We start from the raw sequence: 16,954 nt of genomic DNA on the forward strand, positions 1-16,954 counted from the left end.
AGGGTTCAGGCGGAGGGGCGGCCGGGCACCGGCTTGCCGCGATACTTGCGGATCTGGTCCCTTATCCGGTGGGCGATTTCGCGCATGTTGATGAAGATCGGCAGCTTGGTGGCAGGCTCCACCGGTTCCAGCGAGACGCCGATCTTGGTGACATGGTCGAGCTCGTCGGTTTCCCGGACGATCAGCACGATCGAGCCGAAGCGCATGCGGTCGGCATATTCCGTCTTGCCGCCCAGCCGGGAATGCATCAGTTCGCCGATCGTCATTGCCTGCTCGGTTGCCGAGAGCAGGCCCGGACCATAGGCGAGGTCCAATTCGGTTGCGGGCCGTGTCGGCGAGATGGCGAAGGCGCCGAAGAACTCGGCATCGTCATCATCGACAGGCACGCGGCTCGCAAACAGCCGATCGAGCAGTTTCGTGTAGTTCGGCGTCACGAACAGATAGACCTGATCGTTCTCCCGCAGGCGTCCGGCATACTGGTAGCGCAGGCTGCGGCCGTCGCGGATCACCAGCGAGGGCATGGCCCAGCGGGGAATGCGTTCGCCGGACAGGATCGGGCTGTCTTTGAGGACGCGGTAGGAGATCAGCTCATGCGTCGCCTTGCCGGGAAGATCGAGTTCCAGCTTGTCGACGGCGCCGATCCGCGGCGGAATGATCAACCCGAGATACCGCGCCACCGGCTTGATCGTCCAACCCTGGAGAAGAAGCGAGACGAGCACGATGATGAAGGTGACGTTGAAAAAGACGGACCCGTTTTCGGCGCCGGACAGGATCGGCGTGATGGCGAGCAGGATGGAAACCGCACCGCGCAGGCCGACCCAGGAGAGAAAACCGATTTCCTGCTGCGTGAAGTCATAGGCCATCAGGCTGATCCACACGGCAATCGGGCGGGCGACGAAAATCAGGAACAGCGCCAGACCGATCGCCGGCACGAGCAGGATCGGGAACTGGGATGGTGTCGCGAGCAGGCCGAGCACCAGGAACATGATGATCTGCGCCAGCCATGTCAGCCCTTCGTTGAAGCGCGTGATCTGATGCTTGGCGAACATCTTGCGATTGCCCGAGTAGATGCCGGCCACATAGACCGCAAGGAAGCCGCTGCCGCCCATCGCACCAGTAAAGGCGAACACGAGCAGCGCAAGCGTCAGGACGAGGATCGGCGCCAGACCCCGATCGGAGGTGAAGCGGTTCAGCACCCAGACGATCATCAAGCCGCCGAGCAGGCCGAAGATCACGCCGAGCCCCATTTCCTCGAGGAACATGACGACGAAATGCAGATCGAGGCCGCCGAAGCCCTGGCCGGTGGCGAGAAGTTCGGACAGCGCGATCGTCAGGAAGATCGCCATCGGATCGTTGGTGCCGGATTCCACTTCGAGCGTGGAGCGTACCTTGTCGCGGATGTTGATGCCGCCGATGCGCAGCAGGAAGAACACCGCAGCAGCGTCAGTCGAGGCGACGATCGACCCGAGCAGGAAGCCTTCGAGCCAGCTGAATCCAAGGAAATACTTCGCCGCGACACCGAAGACGCCGGCGGTCAACAGCACGCCGACGGACGCGAGCGTCAGCGCCGGAACCGCGGCTATTCGGAAGGAGTGGAGCGAGGTGCCGAAGCCGCTGTCGAACAGGATGATGGCGAGCGCCAACGACCCCAGCATGAAGGTGAAGGAGTAGTTCTCGAAGCGGATGCCAAGACCATCGACACCGGCGAGCAGGCCGATCGACAGGAAGACGAGAAGCAGGGGAGCGCCGAACCGGAAGGCAAGCAGGCTGGAAAAGGCCGCAGCCAACACCAGAACCGTGCCGACCAGCAGGATGATGTAGAAAGCCTCCAAAGTCCCCGTCCTTCCTCTCGCCGCCGTTTACGGAAATCCATCCATCAGGCCCGGCGATTGCCGAATCCTGTGCCGCTGCCGCGATGCGGCAAGATAGCCATGGAGCAGATCCCGGTCAGTGGCCGGGCGATTCGATGTGCATATTCAAATAGACGGGAACAAATCCGGCAAGAGAAGGGCCGGGGCTAAGAAAAATCACGCCGGTGCGAAGTGAATGGTTGGCGCAGGCCGGTCCGGCAGCGACCTCGGCCACGATGGCGTCATTGTCGGTCAGCACGTCGTGAAGGTTGGTTTGGTCGCGGACACGCCGAAGAGCTGCTCGCAGCGCAGGTCTAAGGAGCGAAAAGCATTTCCCTTCGCTGCTATTACTCAGCGGCGACCCTGCCGATCACCGTCAGTGGATCGGCCGCACGTGCCGTGACGAACAGGAGTTCGCCGCTGGCAGGAACGATGTTGGTAAGCCCGGTTATGTTGACCTGGTGGGTGACCAGCACAACCGGCCGGCCGGGCGGCAAGCCCGTCATCCAGGCGCGCAGGGCCTGCGTCTGCGGCCTGCCATCTTCGGGACTGCCGAAAAACGAGTTGAGCAGCGGCTGCGGCTCGACCGGTCCAAGACCAAGACCTTTAGCGGTATCGAGGCAGCGGCACCACTGGCTGGAAAAGACCCGCGCCTGCGCCACGCCGTTCTCCCGGAAGAGCGTGCCGATACGGCCCGCCTGAGCGATGCCCTGTGCGGAGAGATTGCGCTGCGTGCTGCAGTCCCCGATCGCAAAATTCGCTGGATCGCCGGTTCCGGGTGCAATCGCGTGACGAAGCAGCACCAGAGCCGCGCCAGTGCGAAGCTCTGCCCAAGGATCGGATTGCGCCCTTGCATTGCTGGTCAGGGCAAGAGCGGAGGCGATCAGCAACTGGCGTCGCAGAAACATGGCGTATCTCCCGGTGGTGCTGGCGTTTGTCTGTCCAAAGCCAATACGTGCAATGATACCGCGTGGTTTACACCCTCACGGAAAATAACATCCCTCGGATGGGGTATGTACCGACGCCGGCAGTCATGATCGCAATTGGGTCGTGCCAGAAAGTGTGCTAAGCGCCGGCGAAACAATGACTGGAGCATGACATGAGCGAACCGACCGTAGCCGAAGCGACAAACCGAATTTATGAATCGCTTCAGGCCAACAATGCCGATCTCGACACGCATATCGCCACCCTCAAGGCAGCGCTTAACCAGGCTGGCCAGAAGGAAGCTGAGTTCGACCCGGCGCGGATCGTGCAGAACAATCGCCAGGGCCGCAAGTTGATGCAGGCCTATTTTCGCCAGCGCGGCGTGACGGTGAAATTCACGGCGTCCTGAAGGATTTTTGCGCGGGCGACCTCTCCCGAGCATGTCTCATAACGTAAAACCCCCTCCTTTTAAGGGGAGGGGGTTAAAAGCCTGAGCGTCAGGACCGGTCCTTGAGAACCGGCATTGGCGTTTCAGAGATTAGATCAGCTTGCCCATGGCAACTGCGGTGTCCGACATGCGGTTGGAGAAGCCCCACTCGTTGTCGTACCAGGTCAGGATGCGCACGAACGTGCCTTCGAGAACCTTCGTCTGGTCGAAGGCGAAGATCGAGGAGTGGCTGTCGTGGTTGAAGTCGCGCGAAACCAGCGGCTCGTCTGTGTAGCCGAGGATGCCCTTCAGCTTGCCGTCGGCGGCAGACTTGATGGCATCGTTGATTTCGGCAACCGTCGTGGCGCGCTTCGCAACGAAGTTGAAGTCGACAACCGACACGTTCGGGGTCGGAACGCGGATCGACGTGCCGTCGAGCTTGCCCTTCAGTTCCGGCAGAACGAGGCCAACGGCCTTGGCTGCACCGGTCGAGGTCGGGATCATCGACAGAGCCGCTGCACGGGCGCGGTAGAGGTCCTTGTGCATCGTATCGAGGGTCGGCTGGTCGCCGGTATAGGAATGGATCGTCGTCATGAAGCCGTGGTCGATGCCGACGGCGTCGTTCAGCACCTTCACGACCGGAACCAGGCAGTTCGTGGTGCAGGATGCGTTGGAGATGACCAGGTGGTCCTTGGTCAGCTGGTCGTCGTTGACGCCGAACACGACCGTGAGGTCGGCATTGTCGCCGGGCGCCGAGATGATGACGCGCTTGGCGCCAGCCGTCAGGTGGGCGGCGGCCTTGTCACGGGCGGTGAAGATGCCGGTGCATTCGAGCGCGATATCGACGCCCATTTCGGCGTGCGGCAGCTGGGCCGGGTCACGCACTGCGGTCACCTTGATCGGCTTGCCGCCGGCAACGATGATGGTGTCGCCTTCGACCTTGACGTCCGCCGGGAACTTGCCGTGGATCGAGTCGTAGCGGAGAAGGTGGGCATTGGTCTCGACCGGGCCGAGATCATTGATCGCGACCACTTCGATGTCCGTGCGGCCGGATTCGACGATCGCGCGCAGGACGTTGCGGCCGATACGGCCAAAGCCGTTGATGGCAACCTTTACAGTCATAGAGTTCTCCCGAGAAAATAGTTTGGCAGCTGGACGGGGCGGGCGTTTTACCGTCGCCCCGTCGTTTGAATGATCAGTCGAGCTTTGCTTCGGCCGCAGCGACGATGGCGTCAGCCGTGATGCCGAAGTGCTTGAAGACGTCCTTGGCAGGACCCGAAGCACCAAAGCCCTTCATGCCGACGAACGAACCTTCCGGACCGATAAAGGCATCCCAGCCTTCGCGGACGGCTGCTTCAACCGCAATCTTGACCGGCGAGTTGCCGAGGATCTCGCGGCGATAGTCGTCCGGCTGTTCGAAGAACAGTTCGGTGCAGGGCACGGAAACGACGCGTGTGCTGACGCCCTTTTCCTCGAGCGTCTTTGCCGCCGCAATCGCCAGTTCGACTTCCGAACCGGAAGCGAAGATGGTGACCTTGGCATCCGCATTGCCCGACAGCGTGTAGGCGCCGAGCGTGCAGAGGTTCTTTTCCGAATACTCGGTGCGGGCCGGTGCAAGGTTCTGACGCGTCAGCGCAAGAGCCGACGGACGGTCCTTGGTTTCAAGCGCGATCTGCCAGCATTCGGCTGTCTCGGTCGCATCGGCCGGACGGAACACCATCAGGTTCGGGATGGCGCGAAGGCTTGCCACCTGTTCGACCGGCTGGTGGGTCGGGCCATCTTCGCCAACGCCGATCGAGTCATGCGTCAGGACGTGGATGACGCGAATGCCCATCAGGGAGGCGAGACGGATCGGCGGACGGCAGTAGTCCGAGAAGATCATGAAGCCGCCGCCGTAGGGGATCAGACCGCCATGCAGGGTAACGCCGTTCATGGCGGATGCCATACCATGTTCGCGGATGCCCCAGTGCATGTAGCGGCCGGAGAAGTCCGTCGGCGTGATCGAGACCATCTGGCTGGTCTTGGTGTTGTTCGACGGCGTCAGGTCGGCGGAGCCGCCGAGCGTTTCCGGCACGAAACCGTTGATGACTTCCAGAACGTCCTCGGAGGCCTTGCGGGTCGCAACGGTCGGCTTGGTTTCAGCGAGCTTCTTCTTGAAGTCGTTGATGGCGGCGTCGAAACCTGCAGGCAGGTCACCGGCAAAGCGGCGGTCGAATTCGGCCTTGTGGGCAGACGCTGCAAGGCGGCCTTCCCAGGCCTTGACGGCTTCCAAAGAGCGGACGCCGGCTTCGCGCCAGTCGGACAGAACGTCGTTCGGGATGACGAAGGGTTCGTATTCCCAGTTCAGTGCCTTGCGGGTTGCAGCAATTTCCTCGGCGCCGAGCGGCGAACCGTGAACCTTGTGGCTGCCGGCCTTGTTCGGCGAACCGAAGCCGATCGTGGTCTTGCAGGCGATGAAGGTCGGGCGGTCGGACTTGTGGGCCTGCTCGATCGCGTCTGCGATGGCGGCCTGATCGTGACCGTCGATCTCGATCGTGTTCCAGTGCACGGCCTTGAAGCGGGCGATCTGGTCCGTCGAGTCCGACAGCGACACGGCACCGTCGATGGTGATCGAGTTGTTGTCCCAGAACAGGATCAGCTTGTTCAGCTTCAGGTGGCCGGCGAGTGCGATCGACTCGTGGGAGATGCCTTCCATCAGGCAGCCGTCGCCGTTGATCACATATGTGTAGTGATCCTGCAGGTCGGCGCCGAATTCTTCGCGCAGCTTGCGTTCGGCGATTGCCATGCCGACGGCGTTGCCGATGCCCTGGCCGAGAGGACCAGTGGTGGTCTCGATGCCGGTCGCATGGCCGTATTCCGGGTGTCCGGCAGTCTTGGAGCCGAGCTGGCGGAAGCCTTTCAGGTCGTCCACCGACATGTCAGGGTAGCCGGTCAGATACAGTACCGAGTACAGCAGCATCGAGCCGTGGCCGGCCGACAGCACAAAGCGGTCGCGGTCGGGCCAATGCGGCTTGGTCGGGTCGAATTTCAGGTATTTGGTAAACAGGACCGTTGCGACGTCAGCCATGCCCATGGGCATGCCCGGGTGTCCGGAATTCGCCTTTTCGACGGCATCCATGGCAAGGAAACGGATCGCATTGGCCATCCGGTCGTGTTGTTCGCGAGAAATCATGGCTAATCCACTATCGTCCGAGTGTCGGTCAGGCCCTATGATCGGGCCTCGTCAGGAAGCGTCCGATCCATATCAGGTGGGGCGCGCAAGTCAACAAAAGGCGGGCCACCGGTGGCACATAATGATCGGGTTTAGCACAGTCTGCCTGCTATTTCGGCAGGGCCGCCGAGTGCCCTTGATCAGCGACGATCCACAGTTCGATGCGGTATCGTCTGCGTGTTTTATTGACCGGCTTTCAAGCGGTGAATAGTCTACGGCGCTTGTTGGCGAGGCGCTGCCGTACGATTCGGCGCCGATCGCGACCTCACGGGATATACGCATGCCGGCAGAAAAGACGGTGGATCTGGCGCTTTCGGAACTTCGGGCTGCGATAAGCGGGCTGGAGAATGCCGTCGATGTGCGCATCGAGCAGCAAAGAGACCAGGGCGAGATGGAAGGCGAGGTCAAGCGCGTGCATGCCGATCGATCGCGCCTGGCGCAGGAGCTGGATCAGTCGCAGTTTCGGGCCAATCGTCTCGAAGAGGTCAACCGCGAGGTTTCCCGCCGTCTGGTGACGGCGATGGAGACGATCCGCGCGGTTCTGGACCGGTAAGGAAAAAGAGATGGCCCAGGTAACGGTAACGATCGACGGCAAAGCCTATCGGATGGCTTGCGAAGAAGGCCAGGAACAGCACCTGACGGACCTCGCCGACCAATTCGACCGCTATGTCGGACATCTGAAGGGCCAGTTCGGCGAGATCGGTGATCTTCGCATCACGGTCATGGCCGGGATCATGATCATGGATGAGCTTTCCGAGCTGACCCGCAAGGTCGGTGCGCTCGAAGGCGAGGTGCAGTCGCTGAAATCCAACCGCGCCGGTGCCGCTGAAAACCAGAGCCGCAGCGACGAGCTTGTCGTCTCCGCCCTGAGCGAGCTTTCATCCAGGCTGGAAGGCCTGACCGCCAAGCTCAACGGCCGTGTGCCGGCGAACTAAGATCGTCTCACGTCGGTGTTCAGCGTCGTTGAAAGCCTGCAAAAAAAATGCCTCGCGATGCCACTGGCGCGCCATCGACTTCAGCCTTATATTGAAAATGCGTTCTGCGCTTCTCGACAGGAACCACAATCCCTGGGGCCATACTCGATCCAAAGGGAGCTGTCCCTGGCCAGGCCCGTGGGCTTGGACATATGGCGCCCACCTACGTTTGTAGGCACCCAGGATCGTAAAAATCCATCGGTCGCCGCGGAACGCACCTTCCAGATTTACGGGCTCGATCATTTATCATGGTCGAGCCAAAAAAACGAAAAACCCCGCTCAAGGCGGGGTTTTGCACGTCTAGTCGATGGGATGCTTACGAACGCTTTTCGATCGAGCAGACCAGGACGCGGGAGAGAACGCGCTCATAGCCGACGATTTCGCGAGCGATCCGCATAACGCGGGCATGGTCGCCACTGGAGCTGACAACGCCTTCAAGAACAATGAAGTCGCCGGTCACGTCGACAGTGAGGTTGCTGCTGTCGAAGTTGGGGAGGTAACTCAGTTCCGTTTCGATAGCGGTCTTTTCCATCATCATGCCGTGGTCATGGGCAAAGGCGAATGAAGCGGTAGGCTGAAGGCTGCTCAAGAACATTGTCGAAACTCCCAACATGAACGTCTGATGAATGAACTGTTGTCTTACGTTTATGTTCCGAATGTGTCCGCGCTTTTTCTAATTTCTTTTTCCGGTACACGAGTTCGTCAGATTGCCAGTCCGGTTTTCCCCTGATGTGGCATCAGGCGCCCCTGTCTGACGCTTGACAATGGCCGCGCCGTTTCCGAGTAAGTCTGCGTGTTTTCAATCGGCGGACTTCTTCATGCCCAACGCAAAAGCCACGTTCGCCCGCTCGTCGCTCCTGATGCTCGTCATCGGCGCGGCCATCCTGCTCGGCATCGTGATGTCTTCTTTCTTCCTGGCGCAGATGACCAGGACCTATTTCGATGACGTCACGAAGCTGAGAGCATTGCGGGCGACCACTGCCGATCTGCTTTTGCTTGTGCAAACCGCCGAGACCGGACAGCGCGGCTACCTGCTGGTGCAGGATCCGCTGTTCCTCGAGCCCTACCGGACATCCATCGGTGCGCTGCCGCTCCAGCTGCAGAAGGTGGAGCGGACGGCGGCCAATCAGGACATCGTCAGCGTTCCGCTGGACGAGATCCGCAGCCTGATCGCGCTAAAGACCAATGAGATGCAGGCGACGCTGTCGCTCGCAAGTTCGGGTCAGGTCGAGCAGGCAGTCGCCATCGTTCGCAACCAGTCGGGCCTTGAGGCCATGCAGAAATTGCGCGCCCTGCTTGGCGGCGTGATCGGCGAACTGGATGGACACCTGATTTCCGGCATTGGCGAGATTCGCGGAAGTTCCGAAAAGCTGCAGTGGTTTACCGTCGGCGGCGGTATTCTGATCATTCTCGTTCTCGGCGGAGCGATTGCCATCGTCTTCCAGCATGTCCGCCAGCTTCAGAAGGCCCGTGCCGAGGTGGAAACCTTGAATGCCGGATTGGAGGAGCGGGTCAACGAGCGTACCGAAGACCTCATCCAGGCAAACCGCGAGATCCAGCGCTATGCCTATATCGTCTCGCACGATCTGAGGGCGCCGCTTGTCAACATCATGGGCTTTACCAGCGAGCTGGATAGTTCGCTCAAATCGATCTCCGCCTACGTGCTTGCCGATGACGTCAAGCCGAGCGAACTTCAGGTGAGGGACGCCCGGCTTGCAGTCGAGGAAGATCTTCCAGAGGCAATCGGTTTTATCCGTTCGTCGACCAAGAAGATGGATGGCCTGATCAACGCCATCCTGAAGATCTCCCGCGACGGTCGGCGTGAGCTGAAGCCGGAGAGGATCGACCTGAGCGAACTGCTGGAGGCAACTGCCGCGAGTGTCTACCATCAGGTCAACGAGGGCGGCGGCGAAGTGGCGATTTCCACGTCGGCCGCAAAGACCCTCGTCACCGACCGGTTCTCGCTGGAGCAGGTTTTCGGTAACCTGTTCGACAATGCGGTCAAATACCAACATCCTGACCGGCCGCTGGCGCTGTCGATCACGTCAACGCCGCTCGGGCGAAGCTTCGTCCGGATCGAGGTTGCCGATAACGGGCGCGGCATCGCGCCGGAAGACCACGAACGGGTGTTCGAGCTGTTCCGCCGTTCCGGGGTGCAGAACCAGCCCGGCGAGGGCATCGGCCTTGCGCATGTGCGATCATTAGTCAGAAATTTAGGTGGCGAGATTACGATCACGTCAACCTTGGGCGGCGGTGCGACATTCATCATCCGTCTGCCCACCGATCTGTCCCAATATGTCAGGAGTCATGGGTCATGAATGCTGCCGGCAAAGAAGTTACCATCGTTATGGTCGAGGACGACGAGGGGCATGCGCGCCTCATCGAAAAGAATGTCCGTCGAGCAGGCGTCAACAACGAGATCGTACCGTTCACGAACGGAAACGCAGCGCTCGATTATATTCTCGGCGCTGACCGCCTGGGAGCGGCCAATGCGGATCGGTATTTGCTGATCCTTCTCGACCTCAACCTCCCCGATATGTCGGGTATTGACATACTTGAGAAGGTGAAGTCCAACCCTCACTCGAAGCGACTGCCTGTGGTCATCCTGACCACGACCGACGACGAGCGAGAGATCCAGCGGTGCTACGATCTCGGTGCCAACGTTTATATAACGAAGCCAGTGGATTATGAGAGTTTCGCGCACGCCATCAGACAGCTCGGTCTGTTCTTTGCCGTGATGCAGATTCCCGGACAATGACGAGACGTGATGCAGCACACCATTCTCTACGTCGATGACGACCTTGCCCTTGCGCGGCTTGCCGTGCGCAATCTGGGTCGCTTCGGCTATCAGGTCGTCCATGCCGTGGATCTGTCCGCGGCAATGGAGACCGTTGAGAAGGGTGGCGTACACGCAGTGGTTCTCGACCACTATCTCAGCACCGGTACCGGCCTCGAAATCCTTCACAGGCTGAACGAGATGGGGGCGGGGCTCCCGGTCATCTACGTCACCGGTTCAAGCGATGCGACGATCGCGATCGACGCGCTGAAGAACGGCGCGTCCGACTATGTCATCAAGACGGTGGGCGACGAGTTCTGGCCGCTGATGCAGAGCGCGATCGGCCAGGGGATTGCGACCGCCGAGCTTCGCCGCGCCAAGGAGCGCGCCGATCAGGAGATCCGGCTTGGCAAGGAACGCGCCGAGGTGCTGTTGACGGAAGTCAACCACCGCGTCGCCAACAGCCTGGCGCTGGTTGCCGCGCTGATCCGCCTTCAGGTGTCGAGCAGCAAGAACGACGACGTCAAGGCGGCCCTGTCGGAGACGCAGGCGCGCATCTCCGCGATCGCCGGCATGCACCGCAGCCTTTATACGTCCGACGACGTGCGCCAGGTGGAGATGGACAAGTATCTCGGCACTCTGGTCAAGGAAGTGCAGGGTACGGTCAACGATCACCAGAGCGCGACGATCCTTTTGCAGGCCGACGAACTCGCGCTGAAGTCCGACCGGGCCGTCTCCGTCGGGATGATCGTGACCGAACTTCTCACCAATGCGCTGAAATATGCCTATCCGCCGGGCGCTGAGGGCGAGGTTCGCGTGCTTCTCAAGCGGCAGGATGATGACAAGGCGCTGCTTGCGGTGGAGGACGACGGCGTCGGCTGGAAGGAAGGCGACATGCCGAAGGGCACGGGTCTTGGCAGTCGGATCGTCAAGTCGATGGCGGCAACGCTTGGTGCTTCCATCCAATATGTGCCGCGCGAAAGCGGCACCCGCGCCGAACTGCTGATCGACCTGACGGCGTGATTTCTCCCTTTCCGACCGGACGCTGGCAAGTTCCACAGTGACGGCCATTGCATTGGACGCATGCTGACCCTATGATTTCCACCGCGAGCGAAGGTGCATAGCTCCGAGAACCCCCAAGGATTGCGGGCGGTTTTCCGAACTGTGCGCGAAGCAGCGCCGACGCGCCCATAGGGTGCGTTCGATAACGGTTCTCGTTGAAGTGGGCCGTGGCGTCAGTTTTGCAGGCAGGATATTGTTCCAGATTAAGAGCCCCTTTTGTTAACCGAAATATTCATCGTCGTTGCACTCACCATTCTCAATGGTGTCCTCGCAATGTCGGAACTTGCCGTCGTGTCATCGCGTCCCGTGCGCCTCCGGGTCATGGCAGAGCAGGGAAATCGTGGCGCAGCTGCCGCCATCAAGCTGGCTGAAGATCCGGGCCGCTTCCTCTCCTCCGTTCAGATCGGCATCACCCTTGTCGGCGTTCTCTCCGGCGCGTTTTCCGGTGCAACGCTCGGCACCCGTCTGACCAACTGGCTGTCCGAGCAGGGCATGCCGCAAAACTTCGCCGACTGGCTCGGCGTCGGCGGTGTCGTCGTGGTCATCACCTATATGTCGCTGATTGTCGGCGAACTCGTGCCGAAGCAGATCGCATTGCGGGCGCCTGAGCTCGTGGCCGCCAAAGTGGCGCCGGCGATGAAGATGGTCGCGACAATCGGTGCCCCGGTCGTGTGGTTTCTCGACATCTCGGGTCGGTTTCTTCTGGCCCTTCTCGGCCAGAGCGGGGAATCGAACGAGAAAGTCACGGACGAGGAAATCCGCACCGTGCTTGCCGAGGCGCATAGCGCGGGCGTGATCGAGACCGAGGAATCGGCGATGATCTCCGGCGTCATGCGACTGGCCGACCGTACCGCGCGCGGCCTCATGACCCCACGCCGCGATGTGGAGGTGCTCGATACCGAAGATGAGCCGGAAGAGCTTCGTGCGCAGCTGCGGGCGACGACACGCTCGCGTCTGCCTGTACGCAAGGGCTCGTCCGACGAGATCCAGGGCGTGCTCTTCGTCAAGGACGCCTATGAATTCATGGCCGGCGGCAGGGGCGGCGATCCCGCCTCGCTGATGCGTGAAGCGCCTGTCGTTTCCGACCTGACCGGCGCGCTCGACGTCATTCAGGCTTTGCGCAAGTCACCGGCACATATGGTTCTCGTCTATGACGAATACGGCCATTTCGAAGGTATCATCACCTCGGGCGACGTGCTCGAAGCCATCACCGGCGTGTTCCAGGAGGACGAGGTTGAAGAACCCGCCATCGTTGCGCGCGACGACGGATCCTACCTCGTTGCCGGCTGGATGGCGGTTGACGAGTTCTCCGCGCAGATGGGCGTGCCGATCGAGGATGACCCGGGTTACGAGACCGTTGCAGGCTTCGTTCTCGACGAGCTGAAGCATCTGCCGGAACTGGGCGAGAAGTTCACAACACGAGGCTGGACCTTCGAGGTGATCGATCTCGACGGACGTCGTATCGACAAGCTGCTGCTCAGCCGCGCACCAGACTGACGGCACGGGACCGATGAGCGAGGCTTTTTCCGACAATCGCATGCGCAAGACGGAACTGCGGCGCCAGAGCCTCGCCGCGAGAGACGCTCTGTCTGTTTCGGATAGGGTCGGAAAGAGCCAGGCGCTTGCCGTTCATGGCGCCGGGGCAATCGAGTTGCATGCCGGAGCGATCGTGTCGGGCTTTCTGCCGATCCGATCCGAGGTGGATCTCCATCCTCTGATGGCATTGCTGCGGGATCGCGGCGGGCGCATCTGCGTGCCGGTCGTCCTCGACAAGGAAACGATCGTGTTTCGCGAACTGACGCCTGAGACGGTGCTTGTGCCCGGTACGTTCGGGACCTCGGGTCCCGGGCCCGAGGCGGAAGAACTCGAGCCCGAGATCATGCTCGTGCCACTGGCCGCCTTCGACGCCCGCGGCCACCGGATCGGCTATGGCGGCGGATATTATGACCGGGCCATTCACCGTTTGCGCGAAAAAGGCTTGAACCCGCGGTTGATCGGCATTGCATTCGACTGCCAGGAAGTGGCATCAGTGCCTGAAGAACCTCATGATATGAAGCTCGATGCCGTCTTGACCGAAAGCGGCTATCGGCCTTTCGCGGATATGCCCGCGTAGATTGGACAAGCATGCGTCTTTTGTTTCTGGGTGACATGGTCGGCAAAACCGGCCGTACGGCGGTTTGGGACAAGTTGCCGGGGCTGGTGTCCGATCTGAAACTCGACTTCGTCATCGTCAACGGCGAGAATGCCGCTGGTGGCTTCGGCATTACCGAGGAGATCTTTCTCGAGACGATCAATGCCGGTGCCGACGTCGTCACGACAGGCAACCATGTCTGGGACCAGAAGGAAGCCGTCGGCTTTGCCGGTCGCCACGACCAGTTCCTGCGGCCTGCCAACTATCCTGCCGGCACGCCCGGCAAGGGATCCGGCATCTTCTACGGCCGCAACGGCGCGCGCATCCTCGTCGCCAACATCATGGGCCGGGTGTTCATGCATCCGGAACTCGACGATCCCTTCAAGTCCGCCGAGGCGATCCTTGCCGCGGCCCCGCTGAAGGAACAGGCGGATGCCATCATCTTCGACTTCCATGCGGAAGCCACCAGCGAAAAGCAGTGTTTCGGCCATTTCGTCGATGGCCGCGCCTCGCTCGTCGTCGGCACGCACACGCATGTGCCGACCGCCGATTGCCAGATCCTGAACGGCGGCACCGGCTACATGTCGGATGCCGGCATGTGCGGCGACTACGATTCGTCGCTAGGCATGGACAAGGAAGAGCCGCTCAACCGGTTCATCTCGAAAATGCCGAAGGGCCGTTTCGAGGCGGCAAACGGTCCCGCGACGATCTGCGGTCTCGGCATCGAGATTTCCGACACGACGGGACTGGCCGAGAAGATCGAGCCGCTCCGGATCGGGCCGCGGCTCGCGGAGACCATTCCGAGCTTCTGGCGGTAGAATGGTTCGGGCGCTGCTTCTGTTTGCGGTTCTGATGCTTCCGGTTTTCGGAGCATCGGCACAGCAAAGCGTCCAGCCTTCAGCCGGAACGTGGGCTCAGAAGAAGTGCAGTTTCTACGCCAAGGCTTGGCACGACCTGCTTTCGATGTCCGCTGACGGCGACGTTACCCGTGCTTTCATTGAGGGGAACAATGCTTTCATTGCAGCCGGCTGCTCCAACGGTGCGGATGTGTGCCCGTCGTCCAAGGGTGATATCGATCTTGCCAATCGCCTCACCATGGCCGCGATGAACTTTGGGACAGCGAGCTCGTTTCTGCCCTTCGTCTGCCGGACGCGTTGAGGCGCTAACCACTCAATGACATGATTGTGAGACGACCACGGCGCTTCGTCGCTGGACGCTTCGCCATGCTTGCCGCATCCTGAGCCCCGGAATGGCATGAACGCATCGGCTCGATTTTTCGCAACGCGGTTCGGGGTGTGGCATGAAGCTGCGAACGCTGGCATTCGGTTTTTCGGCTCTCCTTCTATCCGCCATATCGGCGCTGGCGCAGGAGGGCGGGTTGCCGGTCAGCCAATGCCAGGCGATTGCGCAGAACCTGCCGGGCGAGAATTTCCCCCATGTCCGCTATGCCAGCTTCAATCCCTCGGGTCCCACGTTTGCGCCAGTCATCAAACCGGTAAACCTGTCGGCGCGGGAAGAGGTGAAGATTACCTTCGTCGGCCACTCGACCTATTTCATCCAGAGCCCCGACGGTATCGGCATCGCCACCGATTACAGCGGCGTTCACCAGCCGTCACGGATGCCTGACGTAGTGACGATGAACAAGGCGCATGCCACCCACTATACGATGATGCCGGATCCTGCGATCGCCCACGTGATGCGCGGATGGAGCGATGTGCCGGGTGAAAAGGCCGAGCATCGGGAAATGGTCGGGGATGTCTATATCCGCAATGTCGTCTCGGATATCCGCAACTGGGGCGGCGGGATCGAGCCGGACGGCAACTCGATCTTCATCTTCGAGGTCGCCGGGCTCTGCATCGGGCATCTCGGCCATCTGCATTTCGAACTCAACGAGCAGCAGTACACGCAGATCGGTCGGCTCGATATTCTGATGGTGCCGGTCGATGGTGGTTTGACGATGGGGGCGGACAGCATGAGCCGCGTCGTTCAACGGCTGCGGTCGTCGCTGATCCTGCCGATGCACCGTTTCGGACCGCCGCTCGAGCGGTTCCTGTCGATGTTCGACGGCAAGTTCGAGATCGCCTACGCGCCAAGCGAGACGATCACCGTGTCGATGCGCAGCCTGCCGAAGAAGCCGACGATCATGGTGCCGCGAGGGCTGTGACAGGGGCTGTTTAAGCCCCTGTCTTTCGTTTGATCAGGCGTGACGCGTGAAGGTCAGGCGCTTGTTGACGCCGACTTCCGGCATCTTCTCGTCGTTGAGGTTCGCCTTGGCGATTTCCCAGCCGAACTTGAGCGTGCTGTCGGTCGACGCCCAGATTTCGGCGTCGTCGACACGGAAGGCCAGCATGGTGAGATGGGGATCGGACTTGCCGTGTTCGTACCAGGCAGCCGTCACGGCGCTCCAGTATTCATCGATCTTGGCCTCGTCCTTGCGGACTTCCAGGGTGCCCGACAGGCAGGCGTGGTAATCGTGATCCTTGCCGACCACGTTGAAGTGGGCGCGGGAGGCTGTGCCGAGCGCCTTCACCAGATCCGTATCGGTCCTGGTATAGAACCAGATCGTGTTGGCCTCGGAATCGACATTCGGCGCCATCGGCTGAAAATGCATGTGCGCACCTTCGATCCCGAGCATGCCCGCATGGATTCCGTTGATTTCGTCCCACATCTGACGTTCGGGGGCTTCGCGTGCTTCGGTAAGGCTCGCCATCTATAATTCTCCTTCTTTGTCGTGCGGTTGAAGAACGGAGGCGGGGCGGGGTTTGTTCCTCATCCGAAAGGCTCTTGAACGGCCTCCGCTTCGAAACTATAAGGCGGCACAATTCCAGATAATGATGCAGACAGGGGTGCCATGGCTGGCCATTCACAGTTCAAGAACATCATGCACCGCAAGGGCAAGCAGGACGGTATCCGTTCCAAGATGTTCTCCAAGCTTGCACGCGAAATCACCGTTGCGGCAAAATCCGGTCTACCCGACCCGGATATGAACGCGGCGCTGCGCCTTGCCGTTCAAAACGCCAAGGCTCAGTCGATGCCGAAGGACAATATCGACCGGGCCATCAAGAAGGCTTCGGGCGCCGACGCCGAGAACTACGACGCGGTGCGTTACGAGGGCTACGGTCCCGGCGGCACAGCCGTGATCGTCGAAGCGCTGACCGATAACCGCAATCGTACCGCCTCCAACGTTCGCTCGATCTTTACCAAGGCCGGCGGCGCTCTTGGCGAAACCGGTTCGGTGTCCTTCTCCTTCGACCATGTCGGCGAGATCACCTACAAGGCGTCAGTCGGCGATGCGGATACGGTCATGGAAGCTGCGATCGAGGCCGGTGCGGACGATGTGATTTCCGACGAGGAAGGCCACACGATCATCTGCGGGTTCGAGGCGCTCGGTGAAGTCTCCAAGGCACTCGACGCCACGCTCGGCGGTGCCGAGACCGTCAAGTCGATCTGGAAGCCGCAGAACACGATCGAAGTCGACGAGGAACGTGCGCTGTCGCTGATGAAGCTGATCGGCAATCTCGAAGACGACGACGACGTGCAGAACGTCTATTCGAACTTCGAAGTCTCTGATGAGGTCATGGCCAAGTTGTCGGCCTGAT

The 16,954-nt window shown here is 60.8% G+C and carries 18 protein-coding genes and 1 other RNA gene; 13 read left to right on the forward strand and 6 right to left on the reverse strand.

From position 1 onward, the window contains the following. Positions 1 to 5 precede the first annotated feature (5 nt). Both G6K99_RS07440 and G6K99_RS07445 read right to left on the reverse strand, forming a co-directional pair. Positions 6 to 1,832 (reverse strand): potassium/proton antiporter, encoded by a 1,827-nt coding sequence (locus G6K99_RS07440; RefSeq protein WP_113109780.1) that lies wholly within the window; start codon positions 1,830 to 1,832, stop codon positions 6 to 8. Positions 1,833 to 2,197: 365 nt separating this feature from the next. Continuing rightward, a complete protein-coding gene (locus G6K99_RS07445; protein ID WP_174196150.1) occupies positions 2,198 to 2,758 on the reverse strand; it encodes a histidine phosphatase family protein in 561 nt (186 codons plus the stop codon). A gap of 191 nt (positions 2,759 to 2,949) precedes the next feature. Here G6K99_RS07445 and G6K99_RS07450 point away from each other — a divergent pair, with 191 nt between their 5' ends. Further along, entirely contained in the window at positions 2,950 to 3,183 is a 234-nt protein-coding gene (locus G6K99_RS07450; protein ID WP_174196151.1) for a hypothetical protein, read from the forward strand. A 129-nt stretch (positions 3,184 to 3,312) separates the two neighbouring features. On the opposite strand, the gene gap is transcribed toward G6K99_RS07450, so the two are convergent. Together gap and tkt are read right to left on the reverse strand one after the other, a co-directional pair. Further along, on the reverse strand, positions 3,313 to 4,323 hold the full coding sequence (gene gap / locus G6K99_RS07455) for a type I glyceraldehyde-3-phosphate dehydrogenase (RefSeq protein ID WP_062460824.1): 1,011 nt from the start codon (positions 4,321 to 4,323) through the stop codon (positions 3,313 to 3,315). A gap of 73 nt (positions 4,324 to 4,396) precedes the next feature. Further along, the gene (gene tkt, locus G6K99_RS07460) at positions 4,397 to 6,373 is read right to left on the reverse strand and encodes a transketolase (protein WP_174196152.1); all 1,977 of its coding nucleotides are present in this window, start codon (positions 6,371 to 6,373) and stop codon (positions 4,397 to 4,399) included. Between the two features lie 319 nt (positions 6,374 to 6,692). On the opposite strand from tkt, the gene G6K99_RS07465 reads away from it, so the two are divergent. From G6K99_RS07465 to ssrS, 3 genes are all read left to right on the forward strand, one after another. Beyond that, entirely contained in the window at positions 6,693 to 6,965 is a 273-nt protein-coding gene (locus tag G6K99_RS07465) for a DUF4164 domain-containing protein (RefSeq protein WP_062460818.1), read from the forward strand. 10 nt (positions 6,966 to 6,975) lie between these two features. Then, positions 6,976 to 7,347, forward strand: a complete 372-nt coding sequence (locus G6K99_RS07470; protein ID WP_062460814.1) for a cell division protein ZapA — start codon at positions 6,976 to 6,978, stop codon at positions 7,345 to 7,347. Positions 7,348 to 7,445: 98 nt separating this feature from the next. Next, positions 7,446 to 7,604, forward strand: a non-coding RNA gene (gene ssrS / locus G6K99_RS07475) — 6S RNA. 98 nt (positions 7,605 to 7,702) lie between these two features. Here the strand turns inward: ssrS and G6K99_RS07480 are convergent. Next, positions 7,703 to 7,981 carry a BON domain-containing protein gene (locus tag G6K99_RS07480; protein WP_062460811.1) on the reverse strand — a complete coding sequence of 93 codons (279 nt, stop codon included), beginning with the start codon at positions 7,979 to 7,981 and terminating at the stop codon, positions 7,703 to 7,705. A 223-nt stretch (positions 7,982 to 8,204) separates the two neighbouring features. On the opposite strand from G6K99_RS07480, the gene G6K99_RS07485 reads away from it, so the two are divergent. The 8 genes from G6K99_RS07485 (at position 8,205) to G6K99_RS07520 (ending at position 15,519) form a co-directional block, all read left to right on the forward strand. Then, positions 8,205 to 9,704 carry an ATP-binding protein gene (locus G6K99_RS07485; protein WP_174196153.1) on the forward strand — a complete coding sequence of 500 codons (1,500 nt, stop codon included), beginning with the start codon at positions 8,205 to 8,207 and terminating at the stop codon, positions 9,702 to 9,704. Then, the gene (locus G6K99_RS07490; protein WP_062460808.1) at positions 9,701 to 10,144 is read left to right on the forward strand and encodes a response regulator; all 444 of its coding nucleotides are present in this window, start codon (positions 9,701 to 9,703) and stop codon (positions 10,142 to 10,144) included. The genes G6K99_RS07485 and G6K99_RS07490 overlap by 4 nt, the downstream gene beginning before the upstream one ends. 9 nt (positions 10,145 to 10,153) lie before the next feature. Then, the gene (locus G6K99_RS07495) at positions 10,154 to 11,185 is read left to right on the forward strand and encodes a sensor histidine kinase (protein WP_174196154.1); all 1,032 of its coding nucleotides are present in this window, start codon (positions 10,154 to 10,156) and stop codon (positions 11,183 to 11,185) included. Positions 11,186 to 11,440: 255 nt separating this feature from the next. Beyond that, the gene (locus tag G6K99_RS07500; RefSeq protein ID WP_082476442.1) at positions 11,441 to 12,721 is read left to right on the forward strand and encodes a hemolysin family protein; all 1,281 of its coding nucleotides are present in this window, start codon (positions 11,441 to 11,443) and stop codon (positions 12,719 to 12,721) included. A 13-nt stretch (positions 12,722 to 12,734) separates the two neighbouring features. Beyond that, the gene (locus G6K99_RS07505; RefSeq protein WP_244631406.1) at positions 12,735 to 13,337 is read left to right on the forward strand and encodes a 5-formyltetrahydrofolate cyclo-ligase; all 603 of its coding nucleotides are present in this window, start codon (positions 12,735 to 12,737) and stop codon (positions 13,335 to 13,337) included. An 11-nt stretch (positions 13,338 to 13,348) separates the two neighbouring features. Further along, positions 13,349 to 14,173, forward strand: a complete 825-nt coding sequence (locus G6K99_RS07510) for a TIGR00282 family metallophosphoesterase (protein ID WP_062460799.1) — start codon at positions 13,349 to 13,351, stop codon at positions 14,171 to 14,173. Position 14,174: 1 nt separating this feature from the next. Further along, positions 14,175 to 14,513, forward strand: coding sequence for a hypothetical protein (locus tag G6K99_RS07515; protein ID WP_174196155.1), 339 nt, complete (start codon positions 14,175 to 14,177; stop codon positions 14,511 to 14,513). Between the two features lie 142 nt (positions 14,514 to 14,655). Further along, complete coding sequence (locus G6K99_RS07520; protein WP_174196156.1) at positions 14,656 to 15,519, forward strand: MBL fold metallo-hydrolase; 864 nt, start codon at positions 14,656 to 14,658, stop codon at positions 15,517 to 15,519. A gap of 33 nt (positions 15,520 to 15,552) precedes the next feature. Here G6K99_RS07520 and G6K99_RS07525 read toward each other — a convergent pair whose 3' ends face one another. Next, a complete protein-coding gene (locus G6K99_RS07525) occupies positions 15,553 to 16,065 on the reverse strand; it encodes a pyridoxamine 5'-phosphate oxidase family protein (RefSeq protein WP_174196157.1) in 513 nt (170 codons plus the stop codon). 141 nt (positions 16,066 to 16,206) lie between these two features. Here G6K99_RS07525 and G6K99_RS07530 point away from each other — a divergent pair, with 141 nt between their 5' ends. Next, a complete protein-coding gene (locus G6K99_RS07530; protein WP_062460788.1) occupies positions 16,207 to 16,953 on the forward strand; it encodes a YebC/PmpR family DNA-binding transcriptional regulator in 747 nt (248 codons plus the stop codon). Position 16,954: the final 1 nt, after the last annotated feature.

The organism is Neorhizobium sp. AL 9.2.2 (assembly GCF_013317225.1).
In the GTDB taxonomy this organism is placed as follows: Bacteria; Pseudomonadota; Alphaproteobacteria; order Rhizobiales; family Rhizobiaceae; genus Neorhizobium; species Neorhizobium soli.